The organism is Pseudoalteromonas sp. SWYJZ98 (assembly GCF_015864495.1).
Classification (GTDB): domain Bacteria; phylum Pseudomonadota; class Gammaproteobacteria; order Enterobacterales; family Alteromonadaceae; genus Pseudoalteromonas; species Pseudoalteromonas distincta.
This window is the reverse complement of the sequence record NZ_JADYXA010000039.1, coordinates 1-21559: the sequence shown is the minus strand read 5'-3', so window position 1 is coordinate 21559 and position 21559 is coordinate 1. Positions and strand designations below refer to the sequence as shown.

Genomic DNA, 21559 nt, shown 5'->3' with positions numbered 1-21559 from the left:
ACGAGATTAAACCACATCACTTTGTGCAACTTTAAGCATTAGCTCAGCCGTACGATTTGCATAACCCCACTCGTTATCATACCAAGCATATAATTTAAGCTGAGTATTGTTAATTACCATAGTTGAAAGCGCGTCTATGGTGCAGCTACGTGGATCTGTTTTATAATCTATAGATACAAGCGGTCTTTCTTCGTAGCCTAAAATGTCTTTTAGCTCGTTATTTGCAGCATTTTTAAACCAAGTGTTTACTTCATCTTGTGTAACACCGCGCTCAAGTTCAAAAACACAATCAGTAATGGATGCGTTAGTAAGAGGTACACGCACAGCATGGCCGTTTAATTTCCCCTTAAGCTCAGGGAAAATATGCGTAATAGCCGTTGCACTACCGGTTGTAGTAGGAATTAAACTAGTACCGCACGAACGCGCACGGCGTAAATCTTTATGAGGGGCATCAATAATCGTTTGGGTATTAGTAATGTCGTGAATAGTAGTCATTGAGCCGTGTTTAATGCCCACTTTTTCTTGCAGTACTTTTACTATTGGCGCTAAACAGTTAGTTGTGCAAGAAGCAGCTGTAACAATTTTATGCTCACTTGGGTTATATAGGTCATCGTTTACACCCATTACTACATTTAAAATACCGTCTTCTTTTACTGGTGCTGTTACCACAACACGCTTAACACCTTGCGCTAAAAATTGATTTAACAGCTCAGTGGTTTTCATTTTACCGCTGGCTTCTATTACTACATCGCAATCTGACCAATCAGTTTCATTTATGGTTTTGTTGTTGGTAACTGCAATCGTGTGTTTACCCACACTAAAGCTATTATCATCACTAGTAACCTGCTGCGCTAAGCGTCCGTGTACTGAGTCAAACTCAATTAAATGTGCGTGTGTTTTAGCATCGCCCGCTACATCATTTACTTTAATAAACTCTATTTCTGGCCAATCAACTGCTGCACGCAGTGTTAAACGCCCCATACGGCCAAAACCGTTAATACCTACTTTAATAGTCATAATTAAATACCTTTAATAAGTTAATTTATTAGTTAGTTACAACAGCTAGCCGCACGTTCAGGGCGATTACCCATAGCGTTTAAGCGCGTTAAATCGTTTTTGTAAAATAAAGGGTTAGCATTGAGCGTTTGCGTTAATACATTTTTAGCCCACTCTGGCAGTGCTTTATTAATACTGTAGTACACCCATTGATTTTGTTTACGGTCGCTTAATAATCCGCATTGTCTTAACTGCGCTAAATGGCGAGATACCTTAGGTTGGCTTAATTTAAGTGCAGCAACAAGCTCGCATACACACAGCTCTTCTTCGTGGCTAATTAGCAGCATTGCTTTTAAACGTGTATCGTCCGCTAGGCATTTATAAAATTGAAGTGGGTTGAATTGTTCCATACTGTCCTCACTGTGCTTATGCATAGACAATAAAACAAAATAACAACATATGGAATAGTGAATATACGATTTTTCGTATATTTATTTTTTTGACCTCAAAAACAAAAAAGCACACAAGGTTATTGTGTGCTTTTTAAATATTAGCGAGTTTTGTTATTAAATAACCGACAGCTCAACTTCAATATTACCGCGTGTTGCGTTTGAATATGGGCATACTAAGTGCGCTTTATCTACAAGCTCCTGTGCTTGCGCTTTATCCATATCACCTGCTAGCTTAACTGCAATACCAAAACCACCGTCAATAGCGCCAATCGATACTTCTGAATTAATGTGCGTGTCACTTGGCAGAATAATTTTCTCGCTGCCTGCTACAAATTTAAGCGCGCCAATAAAGCATGCCGCGTAACCTGCTGCAAATAACTGCTCTGGGTTAGTGCCTTGTCCGTCGTCTCCGCCTAAACCTTTAGGTGTTGATAGTTTTACATCTAAACGGCCATCATCAGATTTAGCTACGCCTTCGCGGCCGCCAGTTGCAGTTGCTTTTGCTGTGTAAGCTACGTTTTGTAATACATTCATAATGAACTCCAAAGTTTAAAATAGGGTGTTAATTTAGTTTGTGTGCAAAATAATAGAACAAGTAATTAGAGATTGCAAATACTTTGCATGCAAATTAAAATAGCATGTATTGAAATAAAGGATAACGTTATGCCGTTTGAGCAATTAAAGTTAAAAAATCAGTTATGTCATCGTTTATACATGGCATCTAACAGCATTGCGCGTGCGTATCGCGAGCCTTTAAACGAGCTAAATTTAACTTACCCGCAATACGTAGTAATGATGGCACTGTGGGAGCAAGACGAAATAACAATTGCAGAGCTAATAGATAAAACCGCTATTGATGGCGGCGCTATGACCCAAATACTCAAAAAAATGACCGAAAAGTCTCTGCTAGCAGTAATTAAAGACGAACACGATAAGCGTAAACGCCTAATTCAGCTTACCCAAAGTGGACAAGCCCTTAAAAACGGAGCCGCTGATATTCCAAAAAATATATTATGTAAGTTTGAAAGTGTAGACCCCACACAAGCCACACAGCTTATGCAGCTGCTCGATTTAGTAGTAAATGATTTAAATACTAAGACTATTACTTAGCCCACTAATGTTGCTATTTTTTGCTGAATAAAATCTCTAAATGCGGTGATAACCGGGGTCATTTGGCGTCTATCAGCGTACATCATGTATAGCGGTAGTGGATCGCTTTGCCAGTCAGGGCATAAATGTACAAGCTCACCACTAGCCAAAGTTTCTATTACATCTAAATACGATTTATAGGCAATGCCTTTACCTTCAATAGCCCAGCGCCTCACCATTTCTCCATCGTTAACTATGTGTTGGCAATTTAGCTGCACTTTTTGCACCGCGCCACTTTTATAAAAACGCCACTCTTTAAATACTTCGCCAAAGCGCATAAAAGTAATTGTTGTGTGATCGGCTAAATTTAGTGGATGAGTTAAAAGCCCATGTTTGGCAATATAATCAGGAGACGCCACTAAAACACGCGCATTATTTAAATATAAAGGAATAGCAATAAGCTGTGAATCTTTTGGAACACCAAAGCGCAGCGCAATATCTATTGATTGGCTGTAAATGTCGCTTACTTCGTCACTTAAATGCAGCTTTAGTTTTATATGCGGGTATTGCGCTAAAAACTCATTTAGCCAAAGGCTTAACTTATTACGCCCTAAATCACATGGCGCCGACACCTGTAAAGTACCGTTAACCTGCCCTGCTGATATTTGTACTGCTGCAACGCCTTGTTGCAATAGCGCAAGCGAATCTTTGGCATAACTTAAAAACTGATCCCCCGCCACACTCAAGCGTAAGCTGCGGGTAGAGCGAATAAACAACACGTTTCCTAAGTCTTTTTCTAGCCGTTTAATGGCTGCACTTACCGCTGCTGGGGTTTGCGCGTTTTGCCGTGCGGCTTCAGAAATGCTGGCGCAACTCGCTACATCTATAAAAGTTTGAATATCGTTAAATGATCGCATATTTTCAATTTAAATTTGAAAGTGCTTTAGTTTTTCATGTCTTTTTCTATTTTTCAACTGCGCTATAGTACAAACATATAAAAAATACATACACATAAATATTCATCAGGAATCGCTATGAAAGCATTTGGTTACATCCAAAACTCCAAAACCCTCAGCTCTGAGTCAATTAAAGTTATTGAGCTTGATACCCCAACTGCCACCGGACACGACTTACTTATTGAAGTGAATGCTATTTCGGTAAATCCGGTAGATACAAAAATACGTGCAAATGTAGCGCCTGAGCAAGGTTACAAAGTATTAGGTTGGGATGGCGTAGGCATAGTAAAAGCTGTTGGCAAGTCGGTTTCGTTATTTAATATTGGGGATCGTGTATTTTACGCTGGCGATTTATCGCGGCAAGGCAGTAATGCGCAATTTCAATTAGTTGATGAACGTATTGTAGGACGTGCACCTAAAACATTAACCGATGCTCAAGCCGCAGCGCTTCCACTAACCAGTATTACCGCTTACGAAATGCTGTTTGACCGCTTGCAAGTGCCTAAAAATAAGCAAAATACCCAGCAATCTATTTTAGTCATTGGCGCCGCAGGTGGCGTTGGCTCTATTTTAGTACAGCTTGCCAAGCAGCTTACTGGGCTAAACGTGGTAGGTACGGCATCGCGCGATCAAAGCGTAACCTGGCTTAAAGAATTAGGTGCCGATCATGTACTCGATCATTCTAAAAACTTAAACGAGCAGCGCAAAGAACTGGGGGTAGCTGAGTTCGATTACGTTATTGGCTTAACCCACACCGACCAATACCAAGACCAAATAGTTGAGTGTATAAAACCCCAAGGTAAATTTGCGCTAATAGACGACCCTACATCGTTCGATATTTTAAAATTTAAACGTAAATGTATATCTGTACACTGGGAGTTTATGTTTACGCGTTCATTATTTACTACAACCGATATAACAGCGCAGCACACTTTGCTTAATGAAATTAGTGAACTAATAGATGCAGGGACAATTAAAACCACGTTAGGCCAGCACTTAGGTACTATTAACGCTGCAAACCTATACAAAGCACATCAAATTTTAGAATCGCATACATCACGCGGTAAACTTGTTTTAGAAGGCTTTTAAAATGACTCATATAAAAAAACTACTATTAGCGGCGGCATGTAGCACGGCACTTTTAGGCAGCAATGCTGTATCTGCTAACACCGCTGGCCAAAATGCTGATTTAAAAACAGTAGCCACATTTGATGCGCAGCACCCACCGGGCAACATTGCTATTACCCCATCAGGCAGAAAGTTTTTATCTGTGCATGGCTTTTTTGGCCAAAAACAAAAAGTTATGGAGCTTTTAAGCGATGGTACAACTAAGCCCTACCCTAATGAAGAATGGGCATACGCGTACAATAACGGTAAAGGTTTTTACGACGTACTTGGCATAAACGTATCAAGCGATGGCGTTTTATGGATGCTTGATACTTCAGGGCCCGATCACGCTGGGCGCTTAGTAGGTTGGGATACAAACAAAGAGCAACTGCACAAAATTATTTATCTGGCTAAACCGACCATTACCGACACCTCGTTTTTAAACGATTTAGTCATCGATAATAAACATGGCGTTGTATACATTGCCGACACAGCCCAAGGCAGCCAAGCCGCTATTATTACGGTAAACCTTAAAACAGGTGTTGCACGCAGAGTATTACAAAATAGCCATTACACCACAGCCGAAAATATCGATATGGTTATTGATGGGCGCACAATGAGCCTTGGCGGACAACCTGCCCGCTTAGGTGTTAACCCAATTACGCTTGACCCTAACGAAGACTGGCTTTACTTTGGCTCTATGTCGGGCACCTCGGTTTACCGCATTGCCACCAGCGATATAAATAACGAGAGCCTTTCGGCTAAAGCGCTTGAAGACAAAGTTACGCGTTACGGCACTAAACCAATTTCAGACGGTATTATTGTTGATGGCGGCGGTAACGTATATGTAACCGACATAACCAATGGCGCAATTGGCGTAGTTAAACCTACTGGCGACTACGAAGTATTATTTAAAGACGATCGTCTTAGCTGGCCTGATGGCTTTAGCTACGGAGCCGATCATAAAATATACTTTACCGTTGACGATTTACACAATTCGCCTGTACTTAATAATGGCAAAAATCAAAGCCACGATAAGTTTAAAGTAATGTCGTTTGAGCCTTTAGTAAAAGGAAAAGTGGGCCGCTAATTTACTTTTTAAATGACTACATTTTTTAAAAGCCTTGCACATTTAAGTGACCCAATAGTTGCAGGGCTTTTTTTAAAAATACGCCACACTGGTGCATCTTTTAGTAATACTTCACCTCTTTGGTGCTAATCCTTAAGTATATATTTATACTTAAATACTAAACACCTGATTTTTATTCATAAAATATTCAAGTTAATGTTGGCATAATTCTTCCTTATATACTGATGTGTTCAGTAAAAATACCAAGGAAAAACCATGTTCAATTTATATCATACCCTTTATCTTTTATGGCGTTTAGACATTAGCGTTTGGCAAGTTAACGACCCTACAAATACCCGCACTACCGCTGATAAAGAACGCGCCTATGTTAAGTAACATCGTATTGTGTAAAGGCTTGGCTTAAAGCTTAGTTGTATAAACTTACTTTAGGCTGAGCTTTTGCGCACTATGAAATTTATGCGTACATTTTTATTAAACTCAAATTAACCGCTCAATATAAAAACAACCCCCTTGCAATAAACCCCACATTTAAAAACATCAAAAAATTAGTAAAAACACTGCGTTTATAACTTTGCAAGCAACCCTATTGCATTGTATTGTTGCATCCTATTAAAAATTTTTTAGTTGGAACGTGTATGAACGCTTTGGAAGTTAATTTTGATGGCTTAGTGGGTCCTACTCACAACTACGCTGGTTTATCGTATGGTAATGTTGCCTCGTTGAATAACGCAGCAAGCTTTTCAAATCCTCAAGAGGCGGTACTTCAAGGCCTTGAAAAAATGAAAGCCATGCATGACAAAGGCCTAACTCAAGGTGTATTTGCCCCTCATGCACGCCCCGACTTAAACGTACTGCGCCGCTTAGGCTTTACCGGTAACGATGCACAAGTCATTCATAAAGCATTTAAAGCCGATCCTATTTTATTACGCGCGTGTTATTCAGCATCTGCAATGTGGACAGCCAATGCCGCTACAGTATCGCCATCTCCTGATACAACCGATGGCAAAGTACATTTTACTTCAGCTAATTTAAATAATAAGTTTCATCGTTCATTAGAGCCTGCAACCACTACGCGCTTATTAAAAGCCATGTTTAATAACGACAAATACTTTGCGCACCACACCCATTTGCCCGACCAAGGCTTTTTTGGCGACGAAGGTGCAGCAAACCATACTCGTTTTTGTGACAGCCACGGCGAGCAAGGCCTTGAAATGTTTGTATTTGGTGCCAGCGCGTTTAACAGCCAATTACCAAAACCAGCTAAATTTCCTGCAAGGCAAACTCTCGAAGCCTCAGAAGCAATTTGTCGCTTGCATAACTTAAAAGATTCAAGCCAAATTTTACTACAGCAAAATCCAGACGTAATAGACCAAGGCGTGTTTCATAATGATGTAATTGCAGTAGGTAACGCCAACGTATTACTGTGCCACCAGCAAGCATTTTTAAATCAAGCTTTGGCACTGCAAGATATTCGCGAAGCCTATGTTGGTAATAAACAATTTTATATTATTGAAGTACCTACAAGTAAAGTAAGTATTCAAGATGCAGTTAGTAGCTATTTATTTAATAGCCAACTAGTAAGCCTAAGTGATGGCTCTATGTTATTAGTAGCGCCAAAAGAGTGCCAACGTAATAGCGCGGTTAACGACTACATTGAAGAAATGATCATGGCCGATAATCCTATAAACCAAGTACGCTTTTTTGATTTACGCCAAAGTATGCAAAATGGCGGCGGCCCAGCTTGCTTGCGTTTACGGGTTGCTTTGAACGAGCAAGAACTCGCTGCAGTAAACCCAGACGTTATTTTAACCGACACTAAATACACACAATTGTGTAACTGGGCACAACGTAACTACCGCGACCAATTAGGTGCTAAAGACTTTGCCGACCCAGCACTGCTGAGCGAAAGTTACCAAGCACTTGATGAGCTAACCCAACTACTTAATTTAGGCTCAGTGTACGACTTTCAATTAGAAGGTTAATACCTCAGCCTACACAAAGGCTAATACAAAAATAGCGAGCCAAGGCTCGCTATTTTTATTTATGTTTATGTTAATACATACTTAAGCATCTTTGTTTACAGTTATGGCCGATGCCATAGACTCAGATATATGCAGCGTACGCTGCGGAAATGGAATACTCAGCCCTGCGCCTTCAATTGCTTCTTTAACACGTTTATTTAAATCCCACACAGTTTGCCAATAATCACCATTAACAGCCCACGCACGTAATTGAATGTTCACTGCGCTTTCGCCTATTGATGTCACCATTACTTTAGGTGCAGGCTCTGCGAGTAATCGGCTCTCTGATGCGGCTAATTCTTTAAGTACATTTAAGCCAACGTCAATAGAATCAGCATACGAAATACCCACCACTATATCCATTCGTCTTTTGCCATTACGGGTAAAGTTTTTAATATTGCCACCCCACACTTTGCCGTTAGGCGATGCAATATAAAGGCCGTCGGTGGTTTTAAAAATGGTAGTAAATAAGTTTATTTCGTTAACTGTGCCAAGCGTGCCGCTAGCATCTACAAAATCGCCTATTTTAAAAGGTCTGAGTATTAGCAGCATAATACCCGCAGCAATATTGCTCAGCGTATTTTTAAGGGCTAAACCAATCGCTAAACCAGCAGCACCCATTAGCGCAATTAAGCTTGCCGTATTAACGCCAAAAATATCTAAAATAAATAGCCCGCCAATTATATAAACTAAATAACCAGCAATACTCGATAAAAGAGGGAGTAGCGTACTATCCACCTTTTTTAATGGCGATTTAGAATTTTTAATCGCTTTTTTAACCGAGCGTGCAATTAAGGCACTCGCAATTAAAATCACCAACGCTAAAATCACTTTGTACCCTAAAGTGATGATTGTTTCTGAATGGCTTTGCCAAAACGCTAAAAGTTTATCTTTCATGTTTGTTCCGATAAATGTGGCTGAAACTCAGCAAAATAATGGTTAAATCTAATAAAACCGACTTCAAAAGAAGTGGCGTGAGTATATAGAATAAAAAATTTAAACCTACCTTTTTTAATCACTTATTTCAATTTTAATAACGGCCTAAAAACCATGGTTATTAGAATATAAAACACCGCCATTTATGGCTAATTTATAGCGACTATTCAATGTAGGTTAATCGTTTATTGGTATGGTGATTTTAAGTTTTTAACGTTCATTAAGAGGTTATCTATGGCAAAAGAAAAAATAGTACTCATAACCGGCGCTTCAAGTGGCATTGGCGAAGCAACCGCAAAAACTCTTGTAAATAATGGTCATAAAGTAATACTTACCGCTAGACGCGAAGATAAGTTAACTGAGTTAGTAGAGTTGCTAGGCTCAAATAATGCAATGGGCGTAGCCGCAGATGCAACCGACTTTACCGCGCTTGAAAACGTAGTTGCTAAAGGCATTGAAAAGTTTGGCCGACTAGATGTAGCCTTTGCTAACGCAGGCATGGGCGTTTCAACCGCTGGCACCGAAAAAGGTGATCCGGATGAGTGGTCAACTATGATCGACATAAACATTAAAGCCCTACTGTGGACTGCTAAATTAACCCTGCCGCATTTACGCCAAAATAAAGGTCACTTTATATTAACCAGCTCTGCCGCTGGCCGTAAGCCAATTGGTGGCTCTATTTACGGTGCAACTAAATGGTTTGCTTATGGCTTTGGACAAAACTTAGCTGAGGAAATGAGCGAGTGGAACGGACGCTGCACTACCATAGCACCAGGCATGGTAAACACTCCGTTTTTTGATGAAGCAAAACCCGACAAACTCGACCCGCAAGATGTAGCCGACGCGGTATTGTTTGCCATTGAAGCAAACCAGCGCAACAGCGTACGAGAAATCTATTTAATGCCGACTAATTAAAACGTCAATTGGTAGAGTTTGACTGTCAGGTTTAATGCTAATAGTGTTAAACCTGATGGTTGTTAGTGCTTAGTTTGGGTTAGATGTTAGTAGGTAAGAATGAATTAAAGGTAATTAGCATTTAAAAGTCTTGTTAGCTGTAATTAGCGTATAAACTGATCATAAGCTGTTTTTACACCGCTAGGAACGCTAGAAGCGTCAATTAAATTGAGCAATGATTTGAAGTTTCTTTTACAACTAGAGTAATTGCGAATTCTACGTCCTAAAGGATTCGAATTATCTCCTGCGCTTCGAATTAAGGTGGCAATCTCTCTAGGAGAAAAACCTTGGATTATTTTGTTGTAATATGAAACTGCATTATTAGCAACGCCATAACCATTTCCAGTGCGACAAGAACCGACTGTTTGTACGAACTGTTCCTGCACTGTTTCTGGGATTGCACCTTGTTGAGATAATTCAAGTAAGCGTTCTGCAAAAGGAGCTTCATTGTAAAAGTTATTCATTCCATTATGCGCATTCCACAACCGGTCAATGGCACGTGAAAAAACAGTATGTTGCTCGGACTCATTTAAAATGCCTAACAGCCCTAACTTTTCAAAAAACTGCAATGATGCAACATGCTTATCTTCTAGACCTTTTGCAACATATTCAGAGTGATTGTTAATCAGTTCCGATCTTACAGTAGACGTTAGTTGATCCTTTAATCCATGGCATATATCAAGTGAGTTTAAACGTGAAGGTTCTGGTGTAGCAGGATCACAATATATTCCATGAACCATATTAAGTAACATCTGTCGCTGAGCATCATGAGTTTCCTGTAACCTTTCAATCCATATGTTGCATTGATTAAGGTTAAACCTAGGTCCTTTAACAGCAGAAATAAAAGAACCAATATCAACACCTTTTGGTGAAGATGAATCTGCTAAAGCATACCTAACACAACGATTTAAGAATGTTGTAAATTCACGATCATTAACCGTTCCCATTGTTGGGTGAGCGGCAGAAAAATTATTCCTAACGTCACGGCATTGATCTAAGAAAAAGAAACCGTCCTCATTAATAATATTAAGTTTTAAACACAGCTCTAATAATCTACTATCTTGTAATTCTGATAAGTGTCTTTCTTCGAAGTCACTTTGTTGAATTTGAGCAACTACAGCTAGTCCAAAATTTCTTATTTTTTGGCGTAACTGTAAAATTGCAGCATTCCAAGCATAATTCATTGCACCGTCAAATAACCCAGTACTTACAGCAACACACATTCTAGCTATAAGCTCACCACGTAAATCGTTTGGGATTTCCCTTAACTCACGAGGTAGGTCTTTCCATGCATATTCAATTTCCTCACTACTTGCCAGTACATTTCTAGGAATCCCCAATGAGGCTGTTAACTCGGCTAATGCAGGTAAAACTGTTGTAGGTAACGATGGGAGTTGAAGTTCTTCTTTTACGATTAAACCTGACATTTATAATCCTTGTACCGATATTTCCATTACAGCTAACAATTTAGCCTACAACATTTGTCGCATTACAAACCAACAAATGCCCATACATTACAATGATTTTATCCTAGCTATAAAATAAACATATGTAAACAGTTAGTTAGCTTCCCTTACCTTTTCTAAATGCAGCAAAACCCCAAAATGGTGGAGATCAGTAATATCAGATAAATCGTTGTTTAGTTATACCCGTTGATTATTAATTAACAGGTTATATTTAAATACCTGTGTTTAAACCAATAACGCGTTCACTCTATAACCCTTAAACCTGTAACTCGTTATTACTTATAAAATTAGTTGAAAATCGCAATCTACTTCTATTGAATACTCTGGATTTTTACTTCATATTAAATATTCTTATTTCTCACTTATTATGCTGTTATGTCATTTTTAAAATTTAGCCATGCACTTATCCTCACACTTGCTAGTACCCTACCGCTTACAAGCCATGCTGCACTTGATAAAAATGAGCGTGAAATAGTAAAACAGGTCGATAAAAACATTCCCCAAGCACTGCAAGAAATAGAGCAAGCTGTAAATATTAATAGCGGGTCGCTTAATATTGAAGGTGTAAAAAAAGTAGGTGCGCTGACAAGCGAGCAGCTCAAAGCCATTGGTTTTAAAGTTGAATGGCTTGATGGCAGTGCGTTTAACCGCGCAGGGCATGTATTAGCAACCCATGAGAGTAATGATCCCGATGCAATAAAAATACTGATGATCGGCCATCTAGATACGGTATTTGCCAAAAACGATAACTTTACTACCTACAAACAGCTTGATGCCGATACAGCCAGTGGCCCAGGCGTTGCCGATATGAAAGGTGGCAACACGATAATAATTACCGCACTTAAAAGCTTACAAGCCCTTAATTTACTCGAAAATGTAAGCATAAAAGTATTACTGACTGGCGATGAAGAAAGCAGCGGTCGCCCGCTTAGCTTATCTAAACAAGCTATTGTTGATGCAGCAATTTGGGCTGACGTAGCGCTTGGCTATGAAAATGGCGATAACAATATAAAAACAGCTATGGCGGCGCGCCGTGGTTATACCGGTTGGACGCTAAATGTAACGGCAAATGCAGCGCATTCGTCACAAATATTTAGCGAAAGCGTTGGTTATGGCGCTATTTACGAAGCATCACGCATTTTAAATGATTTTAGAGAGCAACTTGCCACGCAACCTAATTTAACATTTAACCCAGGGCTTATTGTAGGTGGTACAAATGCCGACTACGACAGTGCTAATTCGTCAGCAACGGCGTTTGGTAAAAGTAATGTAATAGCACAAACCGTGCATGTAGCAGGTGATTTACGCGCACTATCGCCAAAGCAATTCGAAAACGCAAAAAGATCAATGCAACTCATTGCTAACAACAGTTTAAATGGCAGTAAAGCAGAGCTTATTTTTGAAGACGGTTACCCGCCAATGGCATTAACTGATGGCAATAAAAAGCTATTAGAATTATACAGCGACGCAAGCCACGATTTAGGCTTCAACAAAGTAGTAGCCGCCAACCCTCGCAACGCAGGTGCAGCTGATATTTCGTTTGCGGCAAACCATGTTGATATGGCACTTGATGGTTTAGGTTTGATGGGCAGCGGCGCGCACACTAAAAACGAAACAGCCGATTTAACCAGCCTTGATAAAAACATAAAAAAAACCGCATTGCTTATTTACAGGTTAGGGCAGTTATAAACGCCTTTAAATTGGTTCTAATCGGTTAGCCGCAACTTGCATTGCAAACTTACGCAGTGCTTTAAGTTGCGGGCTTTCACTTTGCCAATAATGCCAATACAAGGGCGTATCAATATAATACTCTGGAAATAAGTCAACTAACTCCCCTTTTTGCAGGGAATCACCGAGCTGCAAAGTCGGTAATAAGCCATACCCTAGGCCTGCTATCATGGCTTGTTTAAATCCTTCTGATGAGGGATATATATGCATATACTCTGGCGTTGAGCCGTTAATATCGGCTAAAAACTGGTGCTGCAGCTTGTCATATTCACTAAAAACTAAACACGGTACCTGCGCCAATTGCATAAGCGAAGTGAGGTTATGCTGTTTAATAAAGTCCGGACTCGCAATTGCCTTGTAACGTATAGCGCCTAATGGGCTCGCTAACCCCCCATTTACAGGCTCAGAAGATGAGCTAATACATACCATTACCTCGCCGTCTTTCATTCTTTTATGGGCGATGGATTGATCTTCTGAGATCACTTCAAATCTAAATTTACAATCAGATTCTGTATCTAGTATGGCAAGGGCTTCTGGCAACCATGTAGCTAGTGAGTCAGCATTGGCAGCCAACTTTACACTAAGAGGTGTGTTTAAGCTGGAGTGCTCTTTAAGTGCATCTACGTTTAAAGCAACTTCTAACTGCAGGACTTGTTGTAAATGATTAAGTAAACGCTTGCCAAGAGCGGTTGGGCGCGGTGGTTGCGTCCTAATTATTACAGGCTCTCCAAGTTTGGCTTCGAGTTGATGAATACGCCGACTTACTGCCGATTGCGTAATAAATAGTTTTTTAGAGGCTTTTTCAAACCCGCCTTCACTAATAACCGCCGACAGTGCATTGAGTAGTTGATAATCAATCATGAGTTTTACGCATATAACCCTAAATATATTCATTGGATTTGTAACAGAGTACCCCCTACTCTGCAAGGCATTGAATGATTGAGTGGATTTAAAGTATGTCGTTTTTATCGGGTGTGATGCTGGGGCTAAGTTTAATTATTGCTATTGGCGCACAAAATATTTGGATTTTAAGCCAATGCATGGCTGGCGCTAATCGGTTTGTTTTAGCCACGGTATGCATTATTTGCGACGCGACTCTTATTTTAATAGGTGTATTTGCAGCAAATGAATTACAGCAATTATTACCAGGACTACTGCCTTGGTTAACATGGGGCGGTATTGCGATGCTATTGTACTTAGCGTATGGATCTGCAATGCGAGCGATTAAAGGGACTTCAGGTTTAAAAATAAGCCAAGTAGAAAAAGTAAGCTGGTGGAGTACTGCCCTTTCGGCCTTTGCAATCAGTTTGTTAAATCCACATGTGTATTTAGATACCGTGTTATTACTTGGCAATATTGGCGCTTTACAACCAAACCCAATGCATTTTGCACTTGGCGCTTGTGTTGGGTCACTAATTTGGTTCAGCACTTTAGTGCTTTTTGCACCTAAACTTAAAAGTATATTAAGTTCATCATTAAGATGGCGAATATTTGATACCACAATTGCAGTTATATTATGTTTTGTGGCGTTTGGGCTTTATAACGTACCTAGCTAATAGTAAAAAAGCAGCGACTTTTAACAAGCGCTGCTTTTGTTTTATTCGCTTAGGCTAATGAGTTTTACCGTTAGCCTTAGAATTAATAATTTAAGACATTATTTTATACAGTAATTCTCGCACTGTGGCCGGTTCAAACGGTTTATCACAAATAGCATCAACTCCCGCTTGAGCAATATTGGCTAGGTGAGTGTCGTTTGCCTCTGAGCTCACCATTAAAATAGGAATATGTGAGTAGCTATTTGAACTTCTAACGGCTTCTGTTAGTTCTCGCCCGTCCATTTCTGGCATGTTGTAGTCGGTTACTATTAAGTCAAACGGTTGGTTATTCAAGTGCTCAATAGCTTCTTTACCGTTTTCAGCTTCTATTGGTGCAGGTATTCCCATACCTGCAAGTACGCGTATTATGTGTTTACGTGCAAAGCGGCTGTCGTCTACCACTAAAACTCGCAGCAGCGTTACGTCAAAATGATCAAGTTCTACTTCTTCTTCGCTTATAATATCAAGGGTTGCTTTGAGTGCGCGGGTAATGGCTTTTGCGCTAAAAGGCTTGGGCAAAATAGCCAGCACACCCGATTGGCGTAATTGCTCAAGGTATTTTTTATTACGCTCGCTCGATATAAGCATAAAAGGTTGATGCTCGGTGATAGGATTTGATCTTATTTCTTGCAATAGTGAGTCGGCTGTCCCGTCAGATAAATACATAGAGCTTATAACTAGATCAGGGTGATAACTTGCTAATAAGCTAAGCGCTTGTGTTTGTGTAGATGCAGTTTCAACTTGTTTTACACCACTTTCTAAAAGCGATTTTATTATTATTTTTTGCTGAACCTCTGAAGGCTCTACAAGTAAAATGGACAAGTTTGCTATTGCAGTTAAGTCGCTCATTCAGATCTCTTTAGTATTGTTATAATCAGGATAATAATAACATTTTTGATTCGTTAATATTATATAAAGAGATTGTAATATTTAAGAAAACATTATCAATCCCTTTAAAATATAGCACTTATTAATTAGATTGAATGTAATCTAATGCATTCATTTTTTTATATGTGACGTTAGCGTGCAAGATATGCGCAGGTTCAGGGTCAACCACTTCAACAGGAATGTCGTAATTTCGGGCTATTTCAATTGCCATTTGCGTAATATTGACGCTAAACGAGGTGCCCATAAATACAATTTTATCGGCGTTGAGCATACGCTGTTGTGCTTGTGTTATTCTGTAAAGCTCGGTGTAGTATTCGTCAAATAATAAAACAAAGGGCTTAAATGAATGGTTTAGCTCAGGCGTTTGGTTTTGAATATTAAATAGCTCAAAAAGAGACTCTTGCAGGCGGCTTTCGTCTACACTATCCCACGGGGTGGCAAGTGGCGTGACAGGCTCACCTTGCTCATGAAATAAGGTCATTTGATCAAGCCTGCCGTGTATCGCTATGTAATTTTTGTTACCCGCTTTGCCATCAAGCCCATCTATGTTTTGAGTAATTAGGTTTTTGTCACTTAGCCAATGGTGTACGTCGTTTGGGCCATGGTTGCGATACGTTGCAAAGCGATGGTAATACCATGCTAAAAACTCTTTTGGGGCGTTTTGATACATTGCGCGCGTTGCCATTTCCATAGGCGTATAATTTTTACTGCCAATGGTCCAATAACCATCCTCCCCTCTAAAGGTGGGAATACCACTGGCTGCGCTGACTCCCGCTCCTGTAATGTAAAGAGTGTTCACTTTTTAACCTCGTAACCGAGCACGTTAGCGCTTACTTGCTGACTTTTATCAATGCCGCCAATTCGATATAAAACCCCACTGTGCTCAAGTAAACCACGATGATCCATGCTCTTTACTTCCACTGGGGATAAAATCTGCCATTCGTTTTTATCACCACTAAAGCGCCAAACATGGTCACTTGCTGGTGCAGGTTTGCCGTCGTAACCTATTGCGCTGTAGTTATATGGGTTATTAGAGCCTGCCATCATATAAATATTGCCATTATAGCTGGTGGCTGCCATTCGGTAGTGAGCAGTGCCTGTTGGATGTGGCAAGGTACGCCAATCTATTTTTTGTGGATTAGTTGAATCTATTGTGCCTTTTAAGCACTGTGCTACACCTGCAAACGAGCGACGCGAATCAGGATTAGCTTGTGTTTTAACGCCATCACAAATAACAATGGTGTTATCACTAATAGCAGCGGCTTGGCCAAATACAGGCTCACCTAAAAATGGCGAGGCTTGTTGCCATGTATTATTTTGCGTGTCGTATACTTGTACTAAGTTTACGTTGCCGTCGTTATGCCAACCGCTAATTAGATAAATGTAACGCGCTTTATAGCTCAGCGCTACGCTATCGTCTACGGGTACTGGCATGCTAGCAAGGTGAGTGTAGGTATCTTTTATTACGTCGTACCTATATACGTCGGGGCTTGAAACTTCAGTATGATCCTCTGCTACCGTATAGCCGCCAAACACATAAGCGTATTCGCCTAAACCGGCTGCGGTGCTTGCTAAGCGCCCTTTTAATGGCAAGCTTGAAGGCACACCAGTTTTAGATTGCCACTGTGAATCGCCAACTTTAAGCGCCCACACTTTGTTATGCACTGACGAGTATTGTTTATCGCGCCCCAGCCCCATAAAGCTTAAAAAGTAGGGCTGATTTTTAACAATAACTTTAGCCACAGCATTATTTGCAACTGGCTCTGGTAAAGCGGGAAGGCTTGCTAACGCAAGAGAAAAAAGAAGGCTCATTAGGCAAATAATTTAATAAGAATTAATACGCTCAGATTAAATTATTTTAGCCTTGTGAGCCAGTATTGTTATATCAAAATAATCAAACGCTTTTGATTAGTAACTATATTAGTAGGCAATACTAATATACTGATTTACGTGCGCTGCATTTTGCGCTTCATCAACCATTGCGCTTGCATAATCAGTGACCGATATCTTGCTTTCGCCTGCATCATTAGTAAAAAATGTATTACTGCCGATACGGTAATTGCCTTCATTATCAACCAGGCATAACTTGTGCAGTTTATTTATCGAGGAACTACCTACAAACTGCTGTAAGAGCATTTATAGATTTTTTAACGCAGCACTGGAAAACCGCTATTAAAAATGTGGCGCTAAGTAATGTATTGTAGTTAAGGGCGTTGTGATGATGAGTTGTCTAAGGTGGTAGTTCAGCATGATTTTTTAAGGTAAATAGGTTACGTTATCTAACCCTTGTTGTTTATTTTTGTACATAGCTTGATCTGCATATTTTATAAGTTCGTGATCTGTTTGGCCGTGCTCTGGGTAGTTTGCAATGCCAATACTGGGGGAAATATTTAGTAGTACGTCATCTAACTTAAAGACAGCTTTAAACTCAGTGAGGACTTTATTTTTTATTCTGACGGTTTCGTGGCTAGAACTTAAATTATCTAAAATAATTAAAAATTCGTCTCCACCTAAACGCCCTACTGTGTCGTAATGCCTAACCGACGCTGAGAGCCTTTTTGCTATAGCACATAAAAGCTTATCGCCAGTTTCGTGTCCGTGGGTGTCATTTACTGCTTTAAAGCCATTTATGTCTATAAACAGTAAAGAAAAAAATGTGTTGTTTGTAGTTGCACTAATAATTACTTTTTCTAATCGCTCCATCAATAAAGAGCGATTAGGCAAACCAGTTAACACATCGTGCCGAGCCATGTAATGGAGCTGCTCTTCCATTACTTTTCGCTCAGTTATATCGTGCGCGACAGCGATTCTTACTTGATGTTGCTCTGACCAACGAACAGACCATAATATATGGACTAATTGACCATCTTTTCTCATCCAACGGTTTTCAAAGCGAGGGTTCACCATTTCGCCAGACAACAGCGAAGTTACGGTATTATGCGTTTTATAATGATCACCTTCGTAAACATAGTTAATCATTTTTTTGCCTACAACTTCGTCGGCCGTATAACCAAAAATTTGCTCAAATGCTGCGCTTACAAAAACAAATGTGCCTTGTTTATCTACCACACAAACGGCATCAAGCATTAAATCGAGTACTGCTTCTACATTAATTAATTCATTTTTTATCATACTTTGGTGCCTTTAAAGCAAAACCAAGCAAATTTAAGTATTCTATATAGCTTTAACAAAAGCAAAGATAATTAAACCACAATCGCAGATAACACAGGGCTAGGTATAAATTGTGCCCATATAATTAATATTGCTTTAAGAAGCATGACACGAAAAAGTTAAGATTAAATATTTAATAACCATAAATACTTTGAAGTTATTCTGAAATAGACTAAATTTTAAGTTGTATATAAACATATAGCTATCAGCTATTTACATTTTACTGACTCTTTAATAAATATACTTATAAAGTTCATTTAACTATATTTTTACAGTTCAATTGGGCGAAATTAGACCTTTTAACTACTACAAAATTAGCTACCTTGATTTAATCTCATTTATGCTTTTACACTGTTAATGTATGTTAATATTGTGTGATATCACATGTATTGCAAAAACAAAGACTGTTTTTGATTCTTTGATTGCGCAGGAGACTTTTGGGTGAAAATATCACAACGTTTGTTTTGGCCATTACTTTTTGTTTGCCCTCTCTTAACGGCCGAGCCGTTTGAAGATGAAGACCTCGACCTTGATGCTTTAATGGGCATGGATGTACAAGCAACTTCTGCGATGAAAAGAGCACAATCAGCATTTGATACCGCTTCATCTATTTATGTATTAAGTAAAGAACAAATTACTAACTCTGGTGCTACATCAGTACCTGAAGCACTGAAAATGGTGCCTGGTTTAATTGTACGTCAGCTCGATAACAATCAATGGGCTATTTCATCAAGAGGTATTGCCTCTCGATTTTCTAGCAAACTATTGGTTATGATTGACGGACAAAGCTTATATACCCCAAAATTTGCTGCAGTTTATTGGGAAACACTCAACGTTCCTTTGTATGACATTGAACGCATTGAAGTAATACGCGGACAAGGCGGATTACTTTGGGGTAGTAACGCAAATAATGGCGTGATTAATATCATTACTAAAAACAGTATTGATACTCGCGGTGGATACGCAAACGTAACAACTGGTAATCAAATAAATGTTGATGCAAATCTTCGTTACGGTGGTGATATAAGTAACATAGGCAGCTACCGTGTGTACTTTACCACTACACACCTCTTGAAATTGACCGCGCTGGTTGCTGGGTGGATGAATGGATTGTTGCAAGTAAAAAGTACCAACTACCCGCAAACACCATTTTAATTGAAGTCACTGAAAATACTTTAATGGATCCCGACTCGTCAATACAACGACAATTAAAACGCTTAAGCACTATTAATATAGATATTGCGATTGACGACTTTGGTGTTGGTTATTCTTCTTTAGCGTATTTACAACGCTTAGATATAGATATTTTAAAAATAGATCGCTCATTTATCAACGATATAGAATCAAACGATAATAGTATTGCTCTCGTGAAAGCTATTATCACTATGACTCACAATCTAGACGTAATGGTGGTTGCTGAAGGAGTTGAGACACAAAAACAGTATGACCTATTAAAGCAGCTTGCTTGTGATTATATTCAAGGCTACATTTTTTCAAAGGCAATTACTAAAAAAGAGTTTATGGAAAAGTATATAATACCAATCCGCAATAATACTTAATCATTTTGCGGGGCTGAACGTGTCGCTACCTGTGTTAAAAAATTCTCATTTAGAACAACTAAATAGCAATTTTTTTGCCTAGCTATCAACACGTTTTCCATCCTCAAAATAGATCACTTAATTAAGCGAATTGGTATAAAACAAAAAAAAGTGATCTGATTTATGTCTATCATGCTAGATTTTAGCAAGCCAACACAGAACACTTCTTTACTCTTGCCTTAAAAATTCATGTATTTAAAGCTAAGTCCCAAGCTATAACCAGCGAGGGACGAGTTGTTTATACTCTTTATATTGTGTAGAAAAACGATGGGCTAAATGAGCCTCCTCAACTAATGTTTGTCTATATATAGCTGTAAAACCAATAACTAAACAGGTCAAACTAAATATACTAGGTAAGGCTAAAAAGAACCCAACCTGTGCAGCTACAACGCCTAAATACATCGGATTCCTAGAGTATTCATATAATCCTGATGTTTTAAGCTCATGTGCTCCCTTAGGATCAATGCCTGAACGCCAAAGTGCTGCCATATGAAAATGTACAAACATCGTTAAAATAAAGCCTGCGGTCAATAATACATCGCCAAATAATACGCCTGGCCAGCCATTGAGTATTGGGAATAGCCCAAGATAGCTATCTAACTCAGGTACAAACACTCTAATTACACATACAAACCAAATAGCAGCCCTGAAAAATTTAAAAACCATATGGTTCCACCAACTAGTACAGAATTTATCACCGGGATAAATAACGCCAGATGGTGTATTTCGATTTTTATAAATAATTCTAAATGTATAAAATCCGGCAACAAAAGTATAAAAAATAGCTAAGTAAACTCGGGTAAATTCAACTAGCGATGCAGAGTCATCTACAAATGTTTCATAAGGCATTTAAGTTACAGCTCACAATCATTATTGGTAGTAATTTTAAAACAACTAAGCCAATAGATTTAGTTATAAGATCATGAAATCATATTAGTATTCATTGCCCTCATAAACAAGCTAAGTCTGTGGTTAGTTAACGAGTTATAATGAACTAATCAAACTAATTTATAAATTCTGTTTGATACTTCACCTAAACAACTGCTTACACAAACCGAAAACGTAAATTCGGTAGTTCACAATTTTGTTTTTATACCAATTCGCTTAATTAAGTGATCTATTTTTCCGCCCTACTCGATGGTGTTGGTATGAGTGTATGTTAATTGCGCGTATTTCACTTTTCTTCAGACGTAAAAAAGCCCGACTATTTCTAGTCGGGCTTTCTACAATTTGAAGCCTGGTAATGTCCTACTTTCACATAGCAAATGCTACACTATCGTTGGCCGGGGCTCGCCTTCGAGCTGTTTTGTTTCACTGCTGAGTGCGGTTTGGGCTCTTGGCTATTTACTAAATCCCAGAAAGCAAAAAACCCGTCACATTGCTGTAACGGGTCTCTACAATTTGAAGCCTGGTAATGTCCTACTTTCACATAGCAAATGCTACACTATCATCGGCGCTGTTTCGTTTCACTACTGAGTTCGGCATGGAGTCAGGTGGGTCCAAAACGCTATT

19 protein-coding genes, 1 rRNA gene and 3 pseudogenes are annotated in these 21559 nt (G+C 39.2%); 9 read left to right on the top strand and 14 right to left on the bottom strand.

Annotated elements, in window-relative coordinates:
- Positions 1-6: 6 nt before the first annotated feature.
- The 3 genes from I6F10_RS16610 to I6F10_RS16600 form a co-directional block, all read right to left on the bottom strand.
- The gene (locus I6F10_RS16610; protein ID WP_165744433.1) at positions 7-1017 is read right to left on the bottom strand and encodes an ArsJ-associated glyceraldehyde-3-phosphate dehydrogenase; all 1011 of its coding nucleotides are present in this window, start codon (positions 1015-1017) and stop codon (positions 7-9) included.
- Between the two features lie 32 nt (positions 1018-1049).
- Positions 1050-1406, bottom strand: coding sequence for a metalloregulator ArsR/SmtB family transcription factor (locus tag I6F10_RS16605; protein WP_024594484.1), 357 nt, complete (start codon positions 1404-1406; stop codon positions 1050-1052).
- A gap of 156 nt (positions 1407-1562) precedes the next feature.
- Complete coding sequence (locus I6F10_RS16600) at positions 1563-1982, bottom strand: organic hydroperoxide resistance protein (protein WP_197099139.1); 420 nt, start codon at positions 1980-1982, stop codon at positions 1563-1565.
- Positions 1983-2111: 129 nt separating this feature from the next.
- Between I6F10_RS16600 and I6F10_RS16595 the strand changes: the two genes are divergently transcribed.
- Positions 2112-2558 (top strand): MarR family winged helix-turn-helix transcriptional regulator, encoded by a 447-nt coding sequence (locus tag I6F10_RS16595; RefSeq protein ID WP_197099138.1) that lies wholly within the window; start codon positions 2112-2114, stop codon positions 2556-2558.
- Here the strand turns inward: I6F10_RS16595 and I6F10_RS16590 are convergent.
- The gene (locus I6F10_RS16590) at positions 2555-3454 is read right to left on the bottom strand and encodes a LysR family transcriptional regulator (RefSeq protein ID WP_149593265.1); all 900 of its coding nucleotides are present in this window, start codon (positions 3452-3454) and stop codon (positions 2555-2557) included. The genes I6F10_RS16595 and I6F10_RS16590 overlap by 4 nt on opposite strands.
- Positions 3455-3571: 117 nt before the next feature.
- Here I6F10_RS16590 and I6F10_RS16585 point away from each other — a divergent pair, with 117 nt between their 5' ends.
- The 3 genes from I6F10_RS16585 (at position 3572) to astB (ending at position 7672) form a co-directional block, all read left to right on the top strand.
- Positions 3572-4582 (top strand): zinc-binding alcohol dehydrogenase family protein, encoded by a 1011-nt coding sequence (locus I6F10_RS16585; RefSeq protein WP_165744436.1) that lies wholly within the window; start codon positions 3572-3574, stop codon positions 4580-4582.
- 1 nt (position 4583) lies between these two features.
- Positions 4584-5690, top strand: a complete 1107-nt coding sequence (locus tag I6F10_RS16580; protein ID WP_165744437.1) for an L-dopachrome tautomerase-related protein — start codon at positions 4584-4586, stop codon at positions 5688-5690.
- Between the two features lie 635 nt (positions 5691-6325).
- Positions 6326-7672, top strand: a complete 1347-nt coding sequence (gene astB / locus I6F10_RS16575) for an N-succinylarginine dihydrolase (protein ID WP_165744438.1) — start codon at positions 6326-6328, stop codon at positions 7670-7672.
- Positions 7673-7753: 81 nt separating this feature from the next.
- On the opposite strand, the gene I6F10_RS16570 is transcribed toward astB, so the two are convergent.
- On the bottom strand, positions 7754-8608 hold the full coding sequence (locus I6F10_RS16570) for a mechanosensitive ion channel family protein (protein ID WP_149593269.1): 855 nt from the start codon (positions 8606-8608) through the stop codon (positions 7754-7756).
- Between the two features lie 273 nt (positions 8609-8881).
- Here I6F10_RS16570 and I6F10_RS16565 point away from each other — a divergent pair, with 273 nt between their 5' ends.
- Entirely contained in the window at positions 8882-9562 is a 681-nt protein-coding gene (locus I6F10_RS16565) for an SDR family oxidoreductase (protein WP_165744439.1), read from the top strand.
- A 143-nt stretch (positions 9563-9705) separates the two neighbouring features.
- On the opposite strand, the gene I6F10_RS16560 is transcribed toward I6F10_RS16565, so the two are convergent.
- Positions 9706-11028: a hypothetical protein gene (locus I6F10_RS16560; protein WP_197099137.1), complete on the bottom strand. Its 1323-nt coding sequence runs from the start codon at positions 11026-11028 to the stop codon at positions 9706-9708.
- 414 nt (positions 11029-11442) lie between these two features.
- Between I6F10_RS16560 and I6F10_RS16555 the strand changes: the two genes are divergently transcribed.
- Positions 11443-12756 carry a M20/M25/M40 family metallo-hydrolase gene (locus tag I6F10_RS16555; RefSeq protein ID WP_197099136.1) on the top strand — a complete coding sequence of 438 codons (1314 nt, stop codon included), beginning with the start codon at positions 11443-11445 and terminating at the stop codon, positions 12754-12756.
- A 6-nt stretch (positions 12757-12762) separates the two neighbouring features.
- Here the strand turns inward: I6F10_RS16555 and I6F10_RS16550 are convergent, their stop codons facing one another.
- A complete protein-coding gene (locus I6F10_RS16550) occupies positions 12763-13656 on the bottom strand; it encodes a LysR family transcriptional regulator ArgP (RefSeq protein ID WP_165744443.1) in 894 nt (297 codons plus the stop codon).
- A 95-nt stretch (positions 13657-13751) separates the two neighbouring features.
- On the opposite strand from I6F10_RS16550, the gene I6F10_RS16545 reads away from it, so the two are divergent.
- On the top strand, positions 13752-14351 hold the full coding sequence (locus I6F10_RS16545) for a LysE/ArgO family amino acid transporter (protein ID WP_165744444.1): 600 nt from the start codon (positions 13752-13754) through the stop codon (positions 14349-14351).
- A 90-nt stretch (positions 14352-14441) separates the two neighbouring features.
- Here the strand turns inward: I6F10_RS16545 and I6F10_RS16540 are convergent, their stop codons facing one another.
- From I6F10_RS16540 to I6F10_RS16520, 5 genes and pseudogenes are all read right to left on the bottom strand, one after another.
- The gene (locus I6F10_RS16540; RefSeq protein ID WP_004334468.1) at positions 14442-15239 is read right to left on the bottom strand and encodes a response regulator; all 798 of its coding nucleotides are present in this window, start codon (positions 15237-15239) and stop codon (positions 14442-14444) included.
- Between the two features lie 121 nt (positions 15240-15360).
- Complete coding sequence (locus I6F10_RS16535; RefSeq protein WP_024597449.1) at positions 15361-16077, bottom strand: SIR2 family NAD-dependent protein deacylase; 717 nt, start codon at positions 16075-16077, stop codon at positions 15361-15363.
- Positions 16074-17090: a Kelch repeat-containing protein gene (locus I6F10_RS16530; RefSeq protein ID WP_165744446.1), complete on the bottom strand. Its 1017-nt coding sequence runs from the start codon at positions 17088-17090 to the stop codon at positions 16074-16076. The genes I6F10_RS16535 and I6F10_RS16530 overlap by 4 nt, the downstream gene beginning before the upstream one ends.
- A 108-nt stretch (positions 17091-17198) precedes the next feature.
- A pseudogene (locus I6F10_RS16525) lies at positions 17199-17351 on the bottom strand (epimerase); the annotation flags it as partial.
- 183 nt (positions 17352-17534) lie between these two features.
- Positions 17535-18410 carry a diguanylate cyclase domain-containing protein gene (locus tag I6F10_RS16520; protein ID WP_165744448.1) on the bottom strand — a complete coding sequence of 292 codons (876 nt, stop codon included), beginning with the start codon at positions 18408-18410 and terminating at the stop codon, positions 17535-17537.
- A 480-nt stretch (positions 18411-18890) separates the two neighbouring features.
- On the opposite strand from I6F10_RS16520, the pseudogene I6F10_RS16515 reads away from it, so the two are divergent.
- Positions 18891-19502: pseudogene (locus tag I6F10_RS16515) on the top strand (TonB-dependent receptor plug domain-containing protein); the annotation flags it as partial.
- An 11-nt stretch (positions 19503-19513) separates the two neighbouring features.
- Positions 19514-20008: pseudogene (locus tag I6F10_RS16510) on the top strand (EAL domain-containing protein); the annotation flags it as partial.
- A 252-nt stretch (positions 20009-20260) separates the two neighbouring features.
- Here the strand turns inward: I6F10_RS16510 and I6F10_RS16505 are convergent.
- The gene (locus tag I6F10_RS16505) at positions 20261-20896 is read right to left on the bottom strand and encodes a methyltransferase family protein (protein ID WP_165744449.1); all 636 of its coding nucleotides are present in this window, start codon (positions 20894-20896) and stop codon (positions 20261-20263) included.
- A 557-nt stretch (positions 20897-21453) separates the two neighbouring features.
- Positions 21454-21559 (bottom strand): 5S ribosomal RNA (rrf, locus tag I6F10_RS16500); the annotation flags it as partial.